17 protein-coding genes are annotated in these 18,000 nt (G+C 30.5%); 14 read left to right on the forward strand and 3 right to left on the reverse strand.

The window, feature by feature from the left end:
* Positions 1-219: 219 nt before the first annotated feature.
* The 8 genes from ACTNBA_RS04665 to ACTNBA_RS04700 all read left to right on the forward strand — a co-directional run bounded on the left by ACTNBA_RS04665 (position 220) and on the right by ACTNBA_RS04700 (position 8,532).
* Entirely contained in the window at positions 220-1,692 is a 1,473-nt protein-coding gene (locus tag ACTNBA_RS04665) for a flotillin family protein (protein ID WP_051824008.1), read from the forward strand.
* A gap of 235 nt (positions 1,693-1,927) precedes the next feature.
* Positions 1,928-3,121 carry a murein hydrolase activator EnvC family protein gene (locus ACTNBA_RS04670; protein ID WP_441072846.1) on the forward strand — a complete coding sequence of 398 codons (1,194 nt, stop codon included), beginning with the start codon at positions 1,928-1,930 and terminating at the stop codon, positions 3,119-3,121.
* Positions 3,122-3,392: 271 nt separating this feature from the next.
* On the forward strand, positions 3,393-4,256 hold the full coding sequence (locus tag ACTNBA_RS04675) for an ABC transporter ATP-binding protein (RefSeq protein ID WP_441072847.1): 864 nt from the start codon (positions 3,393-3,395) through the stop codon (positions 4,254-4,256).
* Positions 4,257-4,925: an ABC-2 transporter permease gene (locus ACTNBA_RS04680; protein WP_441072848.1), complete on the forward strand. Its 669-nt coding sequence runs from the start codon at positions 4,257-4,259 to the stop codon at positions 4,923-4,925.
* 11 nt (positions 4,926-4,936) lie between these two features.
* A complete protein-coding gene (locus tag ACTNBA_RS04685) occupies positions 4,937-5,605 on the forward strand; it encodes an ABC-2 transporter permease (protein ID WP_441072849.1) in 669 nt (222 codons plus the stop codon).
* A 44-nt stretch (positions 5,606-5,649) separates the two neighbouring features.
* A complete protein-coding gene (locus tag ACTNBA_RS04690) occupies positions 5,650-6,030 on the forward strand; it encodes a GntR family transcriptional regulator (protein ID WP_035132342.1) in 381 nt (126 codons plus the stop codon).
* 13 nt (positions 6,031-6,043) lie between these two features.
* Positions 6,044-6,892, forward strand: coding sequence for an ABC transporter ATP-binding protein (locus ACTNBA_RS04695; RefSeq protein WP_441072850.1), 849 nt, complete (start codon positions 6,044-6,046; stop codon positions 6,890-6,892).
* Positions 6,893-7,140: 248 nt separating this feature from the next.
* Complete coding sequence (locus ACTNBA_RS04700) at positions 7,141-8,532, forward strand: MATE family efflux transporter (RefSeq protein WP_441072851.1); 1,392 nt, start codon at positions 7,141-7,143, stop codon at positions 8,530-8,532.
* Positions 8,533-8,591: 59 nt separating this feature from the next.
* Here ACTNBA_RS04700 and greA read toward each other — a convergent pair whose 3' ends face one another.
* Both greA and ACTNBA_RS04710 read right to left on the reverse strand, forming a co-directional pair.
* Entirely contained in the window at positions 8,592-9,062 is a 471-nt protein-coding gene (gene greA, locus ACTNBA_RS04705; protein ID WP_441072852.1) for a transcription elongation factor GreA, read from the reverse strand.
* A gap of 253 nt (positions 9,063-9,315) precedes the next feature.
* Complete coding sequence (locus ACTNBA_RS04710) at positions 9,316-10,425, reverse strand: DUF3298 and DUF4163 domain-containing protein (RefSeq protein WP_441072853.1); 1,110 nt, start codon at positions 10,423-10,425, stop codon at positions 9,316-9,318.
* A 214-nt stretch (positions 10,426-10,639) separates the two neighbouring features.
* Between ACTNBA_RS04710 and ACTNBA_RS04715 the strand changes: the two genes are divergently transcribed.
* The 5 genes from ACTNBA_RS04715 to ACTNBA_RS04735 all read left to right on the forward strand — a co-directional run bounded on the left by ACTNBA_RS04715 (position 10,640) and on the right by ACTNBA_RS04735 (position 14,903).
* Positions 10,640-10,768, forward strand: a complete 129-nt coding sequence (locus tag ACTNBA_RS04715) for a hypothetical protein (RefSeq protein WP_278245237.1) — start codon at positions 10,640-10,642, stop codon at positions 10,766-10,768.
* A gap of 162 nt (positions 10,769-10,930) precedes the next feature.
* Positions 10,931-11,611, forward strand: a complete 681-nt coding sequence (locus tag ACTNBA_RS04720) for a uracil-DNA glycosylase (RefSeq protein ID WP_441072854.1) — start codon at positions 10,931-10,933, stop codon at positions 11,609-11,611.
* A 116-nt stretch (positions 11,612-11,727) separates the two neighbouring features.
* Positions 11,728-12,201 carry a C-GCAxxG-C-C family (seleno)protein gene (locus ACTNBA_RS04725; protein WP_035132349.1) on the forward strand — a complete coding sequence of 158 codons (474 nt, stop codon included), beginning with the start codon at positions 11,728-11,730 and terminating at the stop codon, positions 12,199-12,201.
* A gap of 15 nt (positions 12,202-12,216) precedes the next feature.
* Positions 12,217-13,161 carry a TDT family transporter gene (locus tag ACTNBA_RS04730; protein ID WP_441072855.1) on the forward strand — a complete coding sequence of 315 codons (945 nt, stop codon included), beginning with the start codon at positions 12,217-12,219 and terminating at the stop codon, positions 13,159-13,161.
* Positions 13,162-13,511: 350 nt separating this feature from the next.
* Positions 13,512-14,903 (forward strand): amino acid permease, encoded by a 1,392-nt coding sequence (locus ACTNBA_RS04735; protein ID WP_441072856.1) that lies wholly within the window; start codon positions 13,512-13,514, stop codon positions 14,901-14,903.
* Between the two features lie 104 nt (positions 14,904-15,007).
* Here ACTNBA_RS04735 and ACTNBA_RS04740 read toward each other — a convergent pair whose 3' ends face one another.
* Positions 15,008-16,780, reverse strand: a complete 1,773-nt coding sequence (locus ACTNBA_RS04740) for a M3 family oligoendopeptidase (protein WP_441072857.1) — start codon at positions 16,778-16,780, stop codon at positions 15,008-15,010.
* 174 nt (positions 16,781-16,954) lie between these two features.
* Here ACTNBA_RS04740 and ACTNBA_RS04745 point away from each other — a divergent pair, with 174 nt between their 5' ends.
* On the forward strand, positions 16,955-17,998 hold the full coding sequence (locus ACTNBA_RS04745) for an ABC transporter substrate-binding protein (protein ID WP_441072858.1): 1,044 nt from the start codon (positions 16,955-16,957) through the stop codon (positions 17,996-17,998).
* Positions 17,999-18,000: the final 2 nt, after the last annotated feature.

The following is an 18,000-nucleotide window of genomic DNA, read 5'->3' on the forward strand; positions in this document are numbered from 1 at the left end:
GTAATATATGTGTTATTATTTTCATAAGATATATAAGGCATCTTCAAAAAATAAATAAGTCAGAATGCTCGTATATTTTGTGTTATACTGCGTCAACAGAACCCTTAGATAGTGCTACTATCTGCGGAACCCGTTTCCTTGTCTAATTCAAAATATACTTTCCATCTTTGACTTATTATTTATTTTCAGATGCCTAAAATAATTAGGGGGAAAGTGTAAATGGGAGAACTATTAGAAATTTTTACTGACAACTTAGGATGGATAATTCTTGCATTAGTGATTATTTGGCTTATTTGTATTACTTGGAAGAAGGCAGCACAGGATAAAGCTATTGTAGTTACAGGACTTAAGAGAAGGGTTATAAGTGGTAAGGGAGGATTTGTTGTTCCATTCTTCGAACAAACCAATAGATTATCACTTGAAAACATGAAGGTTGAAGTAAAGACTCATGAATCCTTAGATAGTAATGGAGTACCAATAGATACTGATGGAGTAGCTATAATAAAGGTTAAGTCAGATCCTGCAAGTGTATTATTAGCTATGGAGCAATTTAATACTGGAAAAGAAAGAGAAACTATTGAAGTAATGAAGGGAACTGTACAGGATGTACTGGAAGGTAAACTAAGAGAAATAGTTTCAAAAATGAGTATTGAAGAGATATACAAAGACAGAGAAATGTTTGCAAATGAAGTTGAAAATGTTGCAAAGTCAGACCTTGAAAGGATGGGTCTTGAAATTAAGACCTTTACAATTAGAGACATAGACGACACTAAGGGATATCTTCAAGCACTTGGTGCTAAGCAAATAGCAGAGGTTAAGAAAAATGCAGCAATAGCTGAGGCAGAAGCAAAGAGAGAAGAGATGCAAAAAACCGCAGAAGCAAAGAGACTTGGAATGGAAGCACAAATATTTGCAGAAGCTGAAATTGCTAGAGCTAATAAAGAGAAGGAATTAAAAGTTCAATCCTTTAAAGAAGAAGAGAAAAAGGCACAAGCTAAGGCAGACTTTGCTTATGAAGTTGAAAAGAATATAGTTCATAAGAAAGTTGTAGAAACCTTAAAGGATGCAGAATTATTTGAAGAACAAAGACAAACTGATATAGCAGAGCAACAAGTACGTAAAAAAGAGAAAGAACTTGAATCTACAGTTAAAAAAGTAGCAGAAGCTGATAAATATAGAGCTGAGCAAGCAGCAGAAGCTGAGAGATTTATGATGATTAAGAGAGCTGAAGCAGAGGCTGAAACAATAAAAATTAAAGGTATGGCAGAAGCAGATGCCATAAGATTAGTAGGAGAGGCTAATGCAGATGCAATGAAGGCTGAGGCAGAGGCTATGAAGAAGAAGGCTGAAGCTTATAAGGAATATGGAGAAGCAGCTATTATTCAAATGTTAACAGATAAGCTTCCAGAGGTAGCAAAGAATATAGCAGAGCCATTATCTAAAACTGAAAAGATGGTTATTATTGACAATGGAGGTCAAGGTGGAGCAGCTAAGGTATCAAAGAACATAGCTAATATCATGGCTGAAGTTCCAGAAGTTATCAATTCCTTAACTGGTATAGACCTTGTAGAGCTGGTAAAGGGAATAACCTTAAATAAGAAAAATGAAGATTTAGAAGATGATGAAGAAAAAACTATTATAGAACCTGAAACTATAGAATCAGAAGTAGAAGAGAGTTCTGTAATAGAATAAATATTTATACAGAAAATAGACTCTAGGCTATTAAATTAATGGCCTAGAGTTTTTATTTTTCAATTTATCATTTTAAGAAAATACAGAGTCTAATAAATGGTTTAGAAGGTTCCATATAAATATGAAATTTATACCAAAACCCCTAGTTATGTTGACAAGGGGGATGTACATTGCTAGAATTAAAAATAGATATTGGTAAAAGTATGGAGAAAAGGTGCCATTAGGGGGGAAAACCATGAATAAAAAATTAAGATTCATAGCAGCGGTAGTTGTAAGCTGTAGTTTAATGTCATCAACAGTGTTAGCAGATGACTTATCAGATGCAAAAAGTAAATCTAAAGAAATTGAAACGCAAATTGAAAGTAATAAGGCTAAAGTATCTGAGTTAGAAGAAAACAGAGATAACATATTAAGTGAAATTTCAGAGTTAGACAACAATATGGACAAGTTATATAGTGAGGTAAATAATTTAGAAGCTCAAATTTCACAGTCAACTAATAAAATAGAAGAGCTAGAAGAAAGATCTAGTGAACTTAAAAAAGAGTTAGAAGCCAATAAAAAGGTCATGGATAAAAGACTAAGAGTTTTATATAAAAACAATGGTACAAGCTACATAGAAATTCTACTTAGTGCCGAAGGTTTTTCAGATTTTTTTGAGAAGATAGATATAATTAATACCTTAATTTCTTTTGACAATGAAGAAATTAATAAATTTAAGGCAAATCAAGAAGAATTAGATAAAAATATAGAGGCTTCCTCTGAAGAAAAGAAAACTTTAGAAAATGCAAAAGCTATTGTGGATGCAAACTTAGAAGAATTAAATGGTAAAAAAGATAAAAAGACAAAACTTATGGCAAAGGCAGAAAATGAATTAGGAACAGCAGAAAAGCTTCTAGCTCAAAATGAAGCAGAATCTGAAGAAATTTTAGCCAGTATAACAGCTATGGAAAAAGCTGCTAGCAGGCCTTCTCGTGGAGGTTCAAGTTCTCAGTCAAATACTAAACCTTCAAATAGTGGATCATCTTCAAGTCAAGTATCTACTAATGGGATGTATTCAATAACAGGAACTAGATATGCTATAACATCTCCATTTGGATATAGAACTAGTCCAGTAGGTAGAGGGCAAGAATTTCATAAAGGAATAGATATAGGTGCTCCATATGGTGCTCCAGTGTATTCTCTTAAGTCTGGAACTGTAACTTATGCAGGATGGATGGAAGGATACGGTAATGTTGTTGTGGTAAGTCATGGAGACATTAGTACATTATACGCTCATAATTCATCTTTATCAGTAAGTGTTGGACAAACAGTAGCAGGAGGACAACAGCTATCAAACGTTGGTTCTACTGGATGGTCAACAGGCCCGCATATACATTTTGAAGTTATTAAAAATGGAACTAATATAGATCCTGCACCTTATTATTTTTAATACAAATTTTTAAAATATAATAAGTTTAACATATATGTAGATAAAAACATCTAAGCATTGGCAAGCCACTAATGCTTAGGTGTTTTTATTTTGAATTTAATTTAGTGTTGACATAGTGTATATAAACGATATATACTGTTAGTATAAAGAAGCAATTTAGCTTAATTTTTTTTAGAAGCACTGTACATACTGAGTATTAACAGAGTTAAACAGTAGTTATAGTAAACTTAATTTTAAATTGAAATTTATAAGAATTAATGGAGGTGTTACTTTGTCCAATAAAATAATAGAAATAAAAAATTTGACTAAAGAATACGAAGATTTTAAGTTGGATAATATTTCATTTAGTTTAGATAGAGGATATATTATGGGCTTTATAGGTGAAAATGGAGCAGGTAAAACAACTACTATAAAACTAATCATGAATTTACTAAAAAGAGATGAAGGTAAAATTGAAATTTTTGGTAAAGATAATATTGACAATGAAAGAGAGATAAAGGAGCGTATAGGATTTGTTTATGATGAATGTTTTTATTATGAAAATCTCTCTATCAAAGATAATGAAAAAATAATCTCTGGTTTTTATAAAAGGTGGAATACTAAGGTCTTTGAAAATTATTTAAGAAAGTTTAACTTAAATAAAAAGCAAAAGGTAAAGGAATTATCCAAAGGAATGAAAATGAAATTTGCCATTGCGTTAGCATTAAGTCATAATGCAGAATTTTTAATACTAGATGAACCAGCTTCAGGGCTAGATCCAGTTATGAGACGTGATATTTTAGATGTATTTCAAGAGGTTATACAAGACGAAAATGTAGGAATTTTAATTTCCAGCCATATAATTTCTGATTTAGAGAAGATATCAGATTATATAACTTATATTCAAAAGGGGAAGATAGTTTTCTCTAAAGCCACTAGTGAATTAATGGAGGAATATAAAATAATTAAAGGGGATAAGGCTCTATTAAGTAAACTTGATGAAGAAGCTATATATGGATTGAGAGAAACACCATATGGTTTTGAAGGAATAATTAAAGATAAACACATTGAAAAAAGTATAAGGCAGAAAATTATTAGTGAGAAACCATCTTTAGAGGAAATTATGGTAGCTATGAATAAGGGGGTAAGAAAATAAATGTGGAAAATGGCCATGAGAGATTTAAGGGGAGTATTTAATCTATACAGCAATAAAAGTGGACTAATAATGATAGTGGTAGTTATATTGTTTGGAGTTGGGAATAAAGGAGCTGGCTTATTTAATTATTTTTTACTAATGGGTGGGGTAATTAGTATAGCCTTTACTGAAATGGAAGCTAGAGATAAGATTCATATTAGTATACTTAGTAGTCCTTGTAAAAGAAGTGATTATGTATTAGGTAAGTTTCTGTTTTCTATTATGTGGATAATCATAGTAACAGTAATAGGAGTGCTATTAAATAATCTAATTTATATGATATATCCAGCAGAGTATTTAAAATTGCCTCCATCTGTAATTAAAGGAACTGTTAGTTATATTCTTATATTTGTAGCTCTTTATTATTGTGTATATTTTTCATTGGGAATAAAGTTTGCAAAGATATTTTACTTTGTTATCTTCTTTGTTATAATGGCAGGAACTTTAACCATAGGTGAGTATCTTAAAGGAGAAGCATTACCTGGGTGGTTATCTAGCATAGAAAGACTTTTAGTGATATTTCAAAGTAATACTTTAGGAAGTAACATTATATTAAGTGCACTGGTATTAGGTATTTTAGCTTTAATTGCTACTATATCAGTGGTTATTTATGAAAAGAAAGATTTTTAGGAGGAGAATTTATGGGAGCTCTTTTAAAAAAGGATTTTATAACTAGTCGATATATTTATACTATTTCTCTTTTAGTTGTAGGAATAGCATTATGTTTTGCTTCTATGTATAGCTTTGAAGCTACACTTTTGATTTATTTATTGGGAACCTTCATAGTACCGTTAATAGCAAATAAATTTACAGCCACAGATGAAATGAGAAGAAACTATGATGTAATTATTAATAGCTTTCCGGTAAGAAGAGTTGATGTAGTGATAAGTAAATTTATTTATTATTTCATAATTTATGTTTTATGTTCATCTATACTTATGTCAATAGTATTATTAGTTGGAAACTTTAATCAAGAAAATTTATATATAATTTATATTATCCAATCTTTATCCTTTATATATTACTGTTTAATAATTGGGGTTACGAATTTTATATACTATAGATATGATTATAGTGTTGCTGCAAAATACTCTGCAATCATTATTATAGCAGTTATTAATGTGCCTATATTTATTTTGAAGCTTATTGATAAGATACGTCCTAATATTTTCAAAGGAATTAGTAAGTATTTATTAGTAAGTACAATTCCTAGAGTGTATTTAGCTATAGGTATTACTCTAATAGGAATTATAATATATTTTTTCTTTATAGTATTGTCTATAATTGGATATAGAAAGAGAGACTTATAGGTGGGAAAAATTTACAGAATACATTTAAACTTGGAGGAAATTCAATGAATATAATAATAAACAACTCTTCGGGAGAACCCATATATTCTCAGATAGAAAAACAAATAAAGGACGATATTTTAACAAATAAGTTAGAGCCTAATGAGCCATTGCCATCTATACGAGGACTTGCTAAAGATCTGAGAATTAGTGTAATTACAACTAAGAGAGCTTATGATGAGCTAGAACGAGAAGGGTTTATATACACAGTTCCAGGGAAGGGATCCTTTGTAAATGTTCAAGATAAGGAACTCTTAAAAGAATCTATCATGAGAAATATGGAAGACTATCTAATTAAGGCAATAGAGGAAGGTTCTAAAGCTGGAATATCAGTAGAAGAAATCATAGAAAGTTTAAGAGTGCTTGCTGAAGAATATAACCTATAGTAGGAGGAATATGATGGATAATATATTATATGTGGATAATTTATGTAAAAAATATAAAAATTTTAAGTTGAATAATGTTTCTTTACAGTTGCCTAAGGGATTTATTATGGGGTTAATTGGGGAAAATGGAGCAGGTAAAACTACATTAATAAAACTTATAATGAATTTAGCAAAGAAGGATAGTGGAGATATAAAAGTATTTGATAAAGATAACGTTAAGTTTGAAAGGGAAATAAAAGATAGAATAGGTTTTGTTTATGATGAAGTTTGCTACTATGACCATATGTCTTTAAAAGAAAATGGCAACATGGTTTCTATGTTATATAGTAAGTGGGATAAGAATAAATTTAATTATTATTTAAATAAGTTTGAGCTTAATAAGGATAAAAAACTAAAAGAATTGTCTAAGGGGATGAGAATGAAGTTTTCATTATGTATAGCCCTTAGCCATGGAGCAGAGTTTATAATAATGGATGAACCTACTGTGGGATTAGACCCAGTGGTTAGAACCGAAGTTTTAGAAGAACTTCAAAGTCTAATGGAAAATGAAAATATGGGGGTATTAATATCTACGCATATAACTTCAGACCTTGAAAGAATAGCAGATTATATTACTTTTATAAAGGATGGAAGTATTATATTCTCAAAATCAAAAGATGAAATAATGGAATCCTACAAAATTGTTAAAGGGGATTGTAATATCCTTACAAAGGAAGTTGAGAAACACTTCGAAGGCATAAGTAAAAATAGATTTGGTTTCGAAGGGTTGACATCACAAGTTGATAAAGTAAGAGAAATTTTAGGAGATAATATTGTAGTAGATAGGGCTACCATAGAGGATATAATGATTTTAAAAAAGTAAATTGAATATATGTAAGTTAAATATGTTATTTACCATGGTTTATGTATAACAAATTAATTAGTTATACATAAACCATGGTATTTTGTTATATCAAATATAATTAGGGAAAATTGAAATAATAAAATAATTTCAAGAAAAATGCATATTAAAATTATGTAGACATTCTTCGTAGTGCGAAGTAAAATATTTATTGAGGTGTTGTAGAAATATTAATAGCATAAAATTTTATAGTGGTGGGGATTGATATTATGGAGAAAAGAATAGACTTAACAGAAGGGTCTATAAGTGGAAAGCTAGTTCAATTAGCTCTTCCTATTATGGCAACTTCATTTATCCAAATGGCATACAATCTAACAGACATGCTTTGGGTTGGAAGAATAGGAAGTACAGCAGTAGCAGCAGTAGGAACAGCAGGTTTTTTTAGTAACTTAGCTGCAGCTCTTACCATGATAGCTAAGGTAGGTGCAGAGGTAAAAGTATCCCAAAGCTTGGGACGTAAAGATGAAAAAGCTACAAGAAATTATATTGTTAGTGCCCTACAAATTAATATAGTATTATCTTTAATCATGGGAATAATAATACTATTATTTAGAAGTAAGTTTTTAGCCTTTTTTCAGTTAGAAAATATGAAAGTTATATCCATGGCAGAAACTTATCTAGCTACAATAGCTATGGGGATGGTTATAACAAATTTAATACCAGTACTAACAGCAATATTTAATGGAGCAGGTAACAGTAAGACACCATTTATTATTAACACTGTTGGTTTAGTAGTTAATATAGTATTTGACCCAATTTTAATTTATGGTATGGGACCTATTCCAAAGATGGGAGTCTTAGGAGCGGCCTTAGCAACAATAGGGTCACAAAGTATAGTTGTAACTTGTTTCTTAATATCTATTTTAAAGAGTAAAGAAAAATATTTGAAATTTACTCTATTAAAGAAACCTGATTTTAGAGCTATAAAAACTATATGTAAACTTGGAATTCCTTCTGGAGTTCAAAGCGGATTATTTACTACTTTTTCTATTTTAATAGCAAGGGTAATAGCTGGATCTGGTGAAGTCGCTATAGCAGTACAAAAAGTCGGAGTTCAAATTGAAGCAATAACTTGGATGACTGCAGGTGGATTTTCAACAGCCCTTAGTTCTTTTGTAGGACAAAATTATGGAGCCAAAAAATATGATAGAATTAAGGAAGGCTATAAAGCTACTATTTTAATAGCAGGTGTAGTTGGGATTTTAGCCACTCTAGTATTAATAATAGGTGGAAAAGGAATTTTTTCAGTATTCATAAAAGAAGAAGAAGCTATAAGGTTAGGTACAGATTATTTAAGAATACTTGGGTATTCTCAATTGTTTATGTGTATTGAAATTACAACAGTAGGAATGTTCAATGGTTTGGGACGAACATATATACCTGCAGCTGTAAGCATTATACTGACAGGACTTAGAGTTCCAGCATCTATGATATTATCATCACCAAACCTTTTAGGCATAGATGGAGTTTGGTGGAGCATTAGTATGAGTAGTGTACTTAAAGGAATAACTATTGTGATGATTCTATATTACATGACTAAAAAGAAGAATTTATTACTAGATAATACATCAGAAGATAATATATCTGTAGAAGTGATTTAATACAAAGTAGAAGGCTGTGTCAAAATGAAATTTAGATTGTTTTGACATAGCCACTTTTATTATTTTATCATTTGGAGCTTTTCTATGACTACACTATAAGAGCCATCTGGAGATGTAACTTCTACTTTTTCACCTAAATTTCTTTTGTATAACGCTTTTCCTAAAGGACACTCTATGCTAATTTTATTGTTAAGAGGATCTGCTTCAACGGTGGTTACCATGGTGAAATCTTCTTCCTCATCATCATCTAGAAATCTTAGGGTTACAATTTTTCCAATACCAACCTGATTTTCTGATGTGTCATCATTTATTATTTTTGCCGTTTTAATCATTTTTTCTAGATATCCCATACGTCTATTATTGTCAGCTCTGTTCTTTTTAGCTGCTTTATACTCAAAATTTTCACTTAAGTCTCCATGAGCTCTAGCTTCTTTTAATTCTTCATTTATCTGAAATCTAACCACATTTTTTCTATGTTCAAGTTCATCTTTTAGAATTTGAAGTGATTTTTCAGTGAGATAGTTATACATAATTTAAAACCTACCTTCTAAACTAAATTATATTTATATAACACTATTATACAGCTAAAGATATTAATACAATATACTCTTTTAAATAATATGATTTAGTTAAGGGCTCTGTTGAAAATTACAGTGATAGAACATATAAAATCTAAGAATAAATTAAGAAAAGGACTTATTTAAAATTACTTTAAAATAAGTCCTACTCGATAAATAAATTATTAATTTGAAAATAATATGTGTTAACTAATATAGTAATTCATTAACGGAACTGAGTTTGAATAAGTCGAACCAGCGGGCTTTCTGGATATAAAATATTGGAAAGTTCATTATAAAGAATAGTAATTCTAAATAATCCACTAGAGGCTGGTGTAAATTCATCAACTTGATAATATAATACTAAACCTTCAGGAGTTAAATAGAATTTTTGAGTATCTGTAACTCCGGTATATGGTGTAGTGAAATTTATATTCATTTCATTAGCTTTTTGTGTAGCTATATCACTAACAATTTCAGTATAGTTCATGCTATTATTAAATAAATTACCAAAGTCATAAACCTCTCCAGTATTAACATCCATAGTTAAAGAAGTAAATAAAGTACTGCCAGCTGGATTATCTTCAGTTTCTGTGTATAAAGACATTACTATACTTAATAGACCATCAGAATTTAGAGGAACTTCATAAGCACTTTCTACTTTTGTAAAGTTCACCTTTTCAGGAACTAAAACTTCATTAAGCCATAAAGAATTCAATGAATCAATAATTTCTTGATTCACTATACTAGTAGTATCTCCATTTTCAGCATTTTGAATAAATGGATATTCAAGTTTGAATTGTGAAGGTGATAATACTTGAGTTTCTAGGGTAGGTGTAAGATTATCTTCTGGTGGGGTATAGCGTCTACCAAAGCATTCAAAGTAATCTATTCTGTTTAAGCTTATACCAAAGTAAACCCATCTCCAACCAGTCCATCTAAATCCATAGGCAGTTCGTCTATCTACATTAATAAGCCACGCCCAAAAAGAATTTCCGTTACGAAGCCATATATATACAAATTGGAATCTACAAGGTCTTATAGATCCAGGGGATACAGCTTTAGTCTGTGGTCCTGAAGAAAATGATTTCTTAGGCGTCATATTTGGGGGAGGTCCTGGAGGTCCTCCAGATTGTGGACCTGAAGGTGAACCAGGTTGTGATACTGGGGGTCTTGGTGGTTGATTCCATGGTGGTGCTGATGGGCCAGGACCTCCTGGGAAAAATGGAGGTACTATCCTTTCATCAAAACACTCATTACAACTTTCTTCGTCATCTAAGTATCTATCAGTATAATAATTTTGTGAGTTTATATCATAGGGTTTCCTAATGAACATAACATGCTCCTTAATAGTATTACAATATCATAATATACAATTTAAATTGGAATGTGATTTTAAAAAAAGTTTTTTTATAAATACATAAAAAAATTTTTTCATGACATACTATTATCATACCAATAAAATCATTATTTGTTTTGTAGTAAGTTTTCATGCCTGTGAATGTTTAAGTGAATTTCATAGAAACGAGAATTTGAAGGAGGAATAGCTTATGAAGAATGTTTATCAATCTACACATATAGCTACTAGCCCCAAAACAAAGCAGCAACTAAGGAAATTTAAAGAGGAATTTTCTGAAGAGTTATCATGGGATAAAGAACGGGGTAAGTACCGGAAATAATATCATGATAGTGTAATGATTTTATTGTTATAATAAATGGTGAAAGCCTTTCTGCACAGTAGCAGAAGGGCTTTCTTTTATAAGAGTTATTGACATAAAAGTTTTTATAAGTAATTATATAAATATAATTGTATAAGTAATGGATGGAAAGGATGATTAGTAATGGTTAATATAGGAAACTCCTGGGATGAAAAGCTAAAAGGAGAGTTTGATAAGCCTTATTACATAAAGTTAAGACAATTTTTGATTAGTGAATATAAAACTAGAAATGTATTTCCAGATATGAATAATATTTTTAATGCCCTTAAATTTACATCTTATGAGGATGTTAAGGTGGTAATATTGGGGCAAGATCCATATCATGGAGCTGGTCAGGCACATGGATTATCTTTTTCAGTTCAACCTGGGGTTAGAATTCCACCATCTCTTTTAAATATGTATAAGGAATTAAAAAGTGATTTAGAGTGCTATGTTCCTAATAATGGTTACTTAGTTCCTTGGGCAAAACAAGGAGTATTACTTTTGAATGCTGTACTTACAGTAAGAGAAGGTGAGGCCAATTCACATAAAAATAAGGGCTGGGAATGTTTTACTGATAGAATAATATCATTATTAAATGAAAGGGAGAAGCCTATAGTATTTTTATTATGGGGAAATAATGCAAAGGAAAAAATGAAGTTTATTACAAATCCTAATCACTATATTTTAACTTCGGTACATCCAAGTCCTTTATCTGCAACTAGAGGATTTATGGGATGTAAGCATTTCTCAAAGACTAACGATATATTAAAGTCTTATGGACAAAAGGAGATTGATTGGCAAATACCTAATATTAATTCATAGCATATTTGAAATTCAAATAGATAAAATATAACTATTTAATATTATAATTATTAAAGTTTATTTATTAGCAAATAGTTATAATGAAGATGAATTAAATATGAAAGAGGGTATATGTAATGATTGAAAAAATTAGTGTGAAAAAGGTTAGAGAAGTTGCAGAAGAACATTTCAGAAAAGGTGAGTTTTATTGTTCAGAAGCAATAGTTGCATCCATTAAAAGTAACTTTGAAGTAGACATGCCAGATGAAATGATTGCCATGGCTTCTGGATTCCCAGTAGGTATTGGAAAATCGAAATGTACATGTGGAGCTGTTACAGGAGCTGTTTTATGTCTTGGATACTTTTTTGGAAGAACTAAAGGAAGTAATCCTCAAGATCCCAAGAGTGTTAAAGCTTTACAGTTAGCCTATGAATTACAAGATAGTTTTAGACAAAAGCATAAATGTTTATGTTGCAGTGTTCAAACTAAAGGTATGGATATGGCATCTGGTGAGCATAAAGCACAATGCATAAGATTTACTGGAGAAATGGCAGAAAAGGCTGCAGAAATTATTGTAAGAGAATTAAATATTGAAAATATTGATGAATAGTTGAGGAATATGAGTATGAATTATATAAAAAAAATACCATTGCCAATGGCAGCTGTAATGCTAGCTTTAGCTTCATTAGGAAATTTATTATCATCATACAATATATTATTTAAAAATATCCTCGGAGTGATATCTGCAATAATATTAATACTTCTTACAATAAAGATTATAACTTGCTGGAAAGATGTAAAAGAAGAAATAAAAAATCCCGTTATTGCAGCAGTTATACCTACCTACTCCATGGGAGTTATGCTTTTATCTGCATATTTAAAAGAAGTATCTTTCTCATCTGGAGTTATTCTATGGTGGGTTGGGGTACTAATACATATAGGACTAATAATATTTTATACTAAAAACTTTATATTAAAATTTGATATTAAGAAGATGTTTCCAAGTACATTTATTGTTTATGTGGGAATAGGTGTAGGTGGAATAACTGCACCAGTATTTAAATTAGCTCAACTAGGACAAGCTTTTTTCTGGATTGCCTTTATTTCACTTATTATTTTAATTCCTGTTTTGGGTTATAGAACCCTTATAGTAAAGGGGATACCAGAACCAGCCCTTCCAACCACTGTAATATTTGCAGCACCAGCTGCACTTACACTTGCTGCATATTTAAATTCTTTTTCAGAAAAGAATATTAATATGGTCATGTTTTTAGCAGTATTGGTAATGGTATTATATATATGTGGAATAGTGTATCTTGTACAGGGGTTAAGACTTAAATTTTATCCCAGTTATGCTGCATTTACATTCCCTATGGTAATAAGTGCAATTGCAATGAAGGGTACTAATGGATTTTTGATGAAAGCTGGAAAAGAAATTTCTTGGCTGAAATATGTAGTTAAATTTCAAGAGGTAATTGCAACTGTTATAGTATTATATGTGCTTATAAGATTTTTAATGTTTATACTAAAAAAGGATACAGTTAAAGTAAATACTACAATATCAAGATAATTTAAATATTAATTTTAAATAAACTCTATGGAGAATATCTCTTCATAGAGTTTTGTTCCTTATTAATGAAAATTAATGATGGATTTTATGAAGAATTTTATATAGAAAGTAGAAAATATATTATGGATAAAAATTCATTTAATACAATATTGTTCATAATAAACATTAAACATACAACTTATATATAAATATCGATAAAATTCCCTTTAAAATAATAAAAATTATTTAAAAATAGGTTGATTTTTGTAATCGATTAAATTAAACTAGATAATTGAGTGGAAATTTAATGTCTAAGGTTTCTAGAAGTAAATTAACTACTTTTAAAAGAAATCAATTATAGGGGGAAAAAAATGGCTAAAAAAGACGGAATACAAACTGATGCTTCATTAAAGAGAGATCTTGGACTAGCTGCAGCTACAGCTATCGTAGTTGGGAATGTAATAGGTTCAGGAATTTTTATGTCACCGGCAAGTTTCGCAAGAGTAACAAACCCAAAAGTAGCTATACTAGCATGGGTTTTAACTTCAATAGGATCATTACTTATTGCTTTAAGCTTTGCTAATTTAGGATCAAAAATGCCTAAAACTGGAGGTCCTATTGTTTATACAAGAGCTGCCTTCGGTGATTTTGCAGGTTTTCTAATTGCATGGTCCTTTTGGATAGGTGCATGGGTAGGAAATGCTGCTATAATTACAGCATTTATGAGTTATTTTACATACTTTGTTCCAGAAGCAAGCAATCCACTAGCAGCATTCTTGATATCTTCTGCAGTGGTGTGGATATTTACATTAATAAATATATATGGTGTAAAATATGTTGGAAAAATAGGAGTTATATCAACAGTATTAAAAATTGCAGTACTTGTAGTATTTATTGTAATTGCTGCACTAAATTTTGATCCAAGCTATATGAAGACTGTATCTAGTCCAGAAGTGAGCGGAATGGGAACATTACCATCAGCTATAGCTATAGCACTATGGGCTTTTGTAGGATTAGAAAGTGCTACAGTAGCAGGTGGAGAAATAAAAAATCCAGAGAAAAATATTAAAAAAAGTACTATATATGGAATAGTAATAGTGTCTGCCATATATATAGTAATGAGTGTTGTTTCTATGGGTGCTATGGATCAAGCAGCTCTTGCAAATTCAGATGCACCGCTAGCAGATATTATAAATAAAGCTACAGGAGCTTCATGGGGGGGAACTTTCATAGCAGCTGGTGCACTAATTTCTACTTTAGGAGCAACTTCTGGATGGTTATTAACAACAGCTAGAAGTGCTGTTGGAGCAGCTGAAGATGGATTATTCCCAGCAATATTTAAACGTATAAATCCTAAATTTAATACTCCTGTGGCATCTCTTGTTATAGGAAGTATATGCATGAATTTACTTTTAATAATGAACTATGTAGGGTCTCTTAGAAGTGCCTTTGACTTTATGATATTACTAGCTACATTATCTTTCTTACCAGCATACACATTCTCAGCAGCTGCTGAAATAGTATTACTATGTAAGAAATCAAAAGATTTTAGCTTTATAAACTTCTTAAAGAGTTCATTCTTCTCATTACTTGCATTTGCTTATTCTATATATGCTATATATGGAACAGGAGCTGATGTAGTAATGTATGGATTTATATTAATGCTTGTAGGAATACCAATATATGTTTACATGATGCTTCAGAAAAATAAAGAAGATAAGAACATAGATAAAATAAGAGAAGCTGCAGGCTTAGAGAAATAGTATAGATTTTACTAATTTACTAAGTATGCAAAATAATAACAGTCTGATTTAAAATAATTTAAATCAGACTGTTTTCTTAAATTTCTAATATAATCTTAACTACTTTAACTATTATATTTTAAGAATAGATTGATGTCTTCTTCTATCATTTTTAAAGAAGTTATCCAAAAGTCTTTAGCAGAGATATCAATATTCATTATTTTAGCTACATCACTTAAAGAATTTTTTCCTGTTGCTGAAAGAAGGGTTTTATATTGTTCTGGGAAGGAATCGCCTCTCTTTAGGTATTCTGCATAAAGACCTTTTGCAAATAATTGACCAAAGGCATAAGGGAAGTTATAGAAATTATTTTCAGCATAATAGTAATGAGTTTTACAAGCCCACATGTATGGATGAAGGAAGTTAGAATCAAGGCCATCTCCATAAGCTTCTTTTTGGGCATTAACCATTATTTCATTTAAATCTTTTACACTAAGAGAGCTTTCTTTTCTTATTTTAAATAATTCACTCTCAAATAGAAATCTACTATAAATATCAACTATAACTTGAGTACAGTCACTAATTTCAGTTTCTAAGATAGAGAAAGCCTCTTCTTTAGTAGCTGTTTTAATAGCAGCTTTTTTTACTATAGTCTCACAGAAGTTAGAAGCTGTTTCTGCTATTGGCATAGGATAATGTGCATTTAATATACTTTCATTGTTAAGGCAATATCCATGATACCCATGACCAAGCTCATGGGAAAGGGTAACTACATCACTAAAGGTATTACCATAGTTTAATAACACTCTACTCTCACCTACATGAGGAAGTCTAGAGCAAAATGCACCTCCTACCTTTCCTTCTTTAGGTAAAACATCTATCCATGATTTTTCCATGGCATTTTTAGCGAAATCTGCTAAGTCATCACTAAAGGTTCTAAAATTATCAATTACACACTTACATCCATCTTCATAGGTGTAAGTCATATCAGCATTACCCATAGGTGCAAATAAATCATAAAATGGTAGACCATTTTTATGGCCTAAAAGTTCGCCTTTTCTTTTGAGATACTTTCTAAATATAGGTAGATATTCTTTAATAGCATCTAGCATAGAGTCTAAAATTTTTCTATCCATCCTTGAATTAAAAAGAGTTTTATCTAGTGGAGAAGGAAAACCTCTCATATCACAAAGTGTTATAACTTCACCCTTTATTCCATTAATTGCAGCAGCCATACCATCATGAATTTTTTCATAAGCCTTAATTTCAGCATCATAAGCTTTTCTTCTAATAGTTGAGTCAGCATCATAAGCCATGTTTCTAATCATAGATAAAGGTAGTTGTTTATTTTCTCCATATAGTTCTATATCAACCATAAGGCTAGAGGTTAGCACGTTTTTAAGTTTGCACCAAGCATCTGATCCAGTATTTTTCATTTTTGCTATTATAGCTTCTTCTTTATCACTTAGCATATATTTTGCATTTTCTGCTTTTTCTTTAAGGAAAAAATTATGTTCACTAAGTAATCTAGAACCTTGAATTATTTTATCTAAATCTTTAAGATTCCCAATCCATTTTGTAATTTTAGCTTCGCTTTCAGCTAGATTACTAATTTTAGAAGAAAGAATATCATCATATTTTAAAGCAGTTGAATTTTTGGTATCTACACTAAGAGTTAAGTGAACCATACTACCTAATTTTCTTGCTAGAGTTTTTAATTCTATATTCATAGATATGAAATTTTCTAACAACTTATCAGGTGAATCTGTACTATCAATAATGTTATTAGTAGTAGTTATGAAATATTCTATAAGTTCATCTAGCTTATCCAAATCCTCTTTAAATTCATTGCATTCAAAGGAAGAATAAAGCTCTTTAAGACTCCAATTAAGTTCCAAATTTATCATCTCCTTGTATATTTTAACACTATTATAGCACAATAATACTTTAATGGTAAAATAAAGCTAAAAATGTTCTATTATAAAAATAGCAAAAATCATTATTCTACATATTATAGATTATGAGAAGTGAAATGTTAAACTGGATTACTAATATTATTCTAGGAGGAAATTATGAGAAAGAAAACTATTAAGTTATTAAGTGCTTTAATTTGTGCATTTATATGTGTTGGCTTATTTACAGGATGTAATAAAAATAAGACATCAGACAAAGAAAATCAAGGAAATAAAGATAAAATAACAACTATACGACTTAATGAAGTAACTAGATCCATTTTTTATGCACCAATGTATGCAGCAATTAGTGAGGGATTCTTTGAAGAAGAAGGAATTGAGATTGAACTTTCCACAGGCCAAGGTGCAGATAAAACTATGCAACAACTTATTAGTGGAAGTGTTGATATTGGATTTTCAGGACCAGAGCAAGTAATGTATATTTATAATCAAGGTAGAGAAGATTATCCAGTAGTATTTGCCCAGTTAACTCAAAAGGACGGATCATTCTTAGTATCTAGAGAAAAACATAATGAGTTTTCATGGCAAGACATTAAAGGAAAGACAGTTATAGGAGGAAGACCTGGTGGAGTACCTGAAATGGCTCTTGAGTATGTATTAAAAAATGAGAATATCGACAAAGAAAAAGAGTTAAATTTAGTTACTAATATAGCATTTGACGCAGTTCCAGGAGCATTTAAAGGCGGTACTGGAGACTATGCTGCAATATTTGAACCAACTGCTAGTGTAATAGCAAATGAAATAAATGGATCTGTAGTAGCATCTATTGGAGAAAGCACTGGAAACCTTCCATATACATGTTTTTATACTGTTCAATCTTATATTAATGAGAATGAAGACTTGTTAGTAAGATTTGTTAAGGCTATTCAAAAGGGGCAGGAGTGGGTAATGTCTAATGAGGATGCTACAGTTGCCACTTCTATAAAAGATTTCTTTCCAGGAACAGATGAAGAAGTAATAGAAACAGTTGTGAAAAATTATAAAAAAATAGAGGCTTACGCTAAAACTCCAACGGTAAGTGAAGAGGATATGAATAGATTAATGGATATTATAGAATCCTACGACTCTGAACTTTTAACTAAAAGACCACCATTTAAAGATATAGTTAATAATTCAATTAGTGAAAAGGCTATGAAGAAATAAAG

The sequence above is a fragment of the Clostridium sulfidigenes genome, assembly GCF_052067195.1.
GTDB lineage: Bacteria > Bacillota > Clostridia > Clostridiales > Clostridiaceae > Clostridium_J > Clostridium_J sulfidigenes.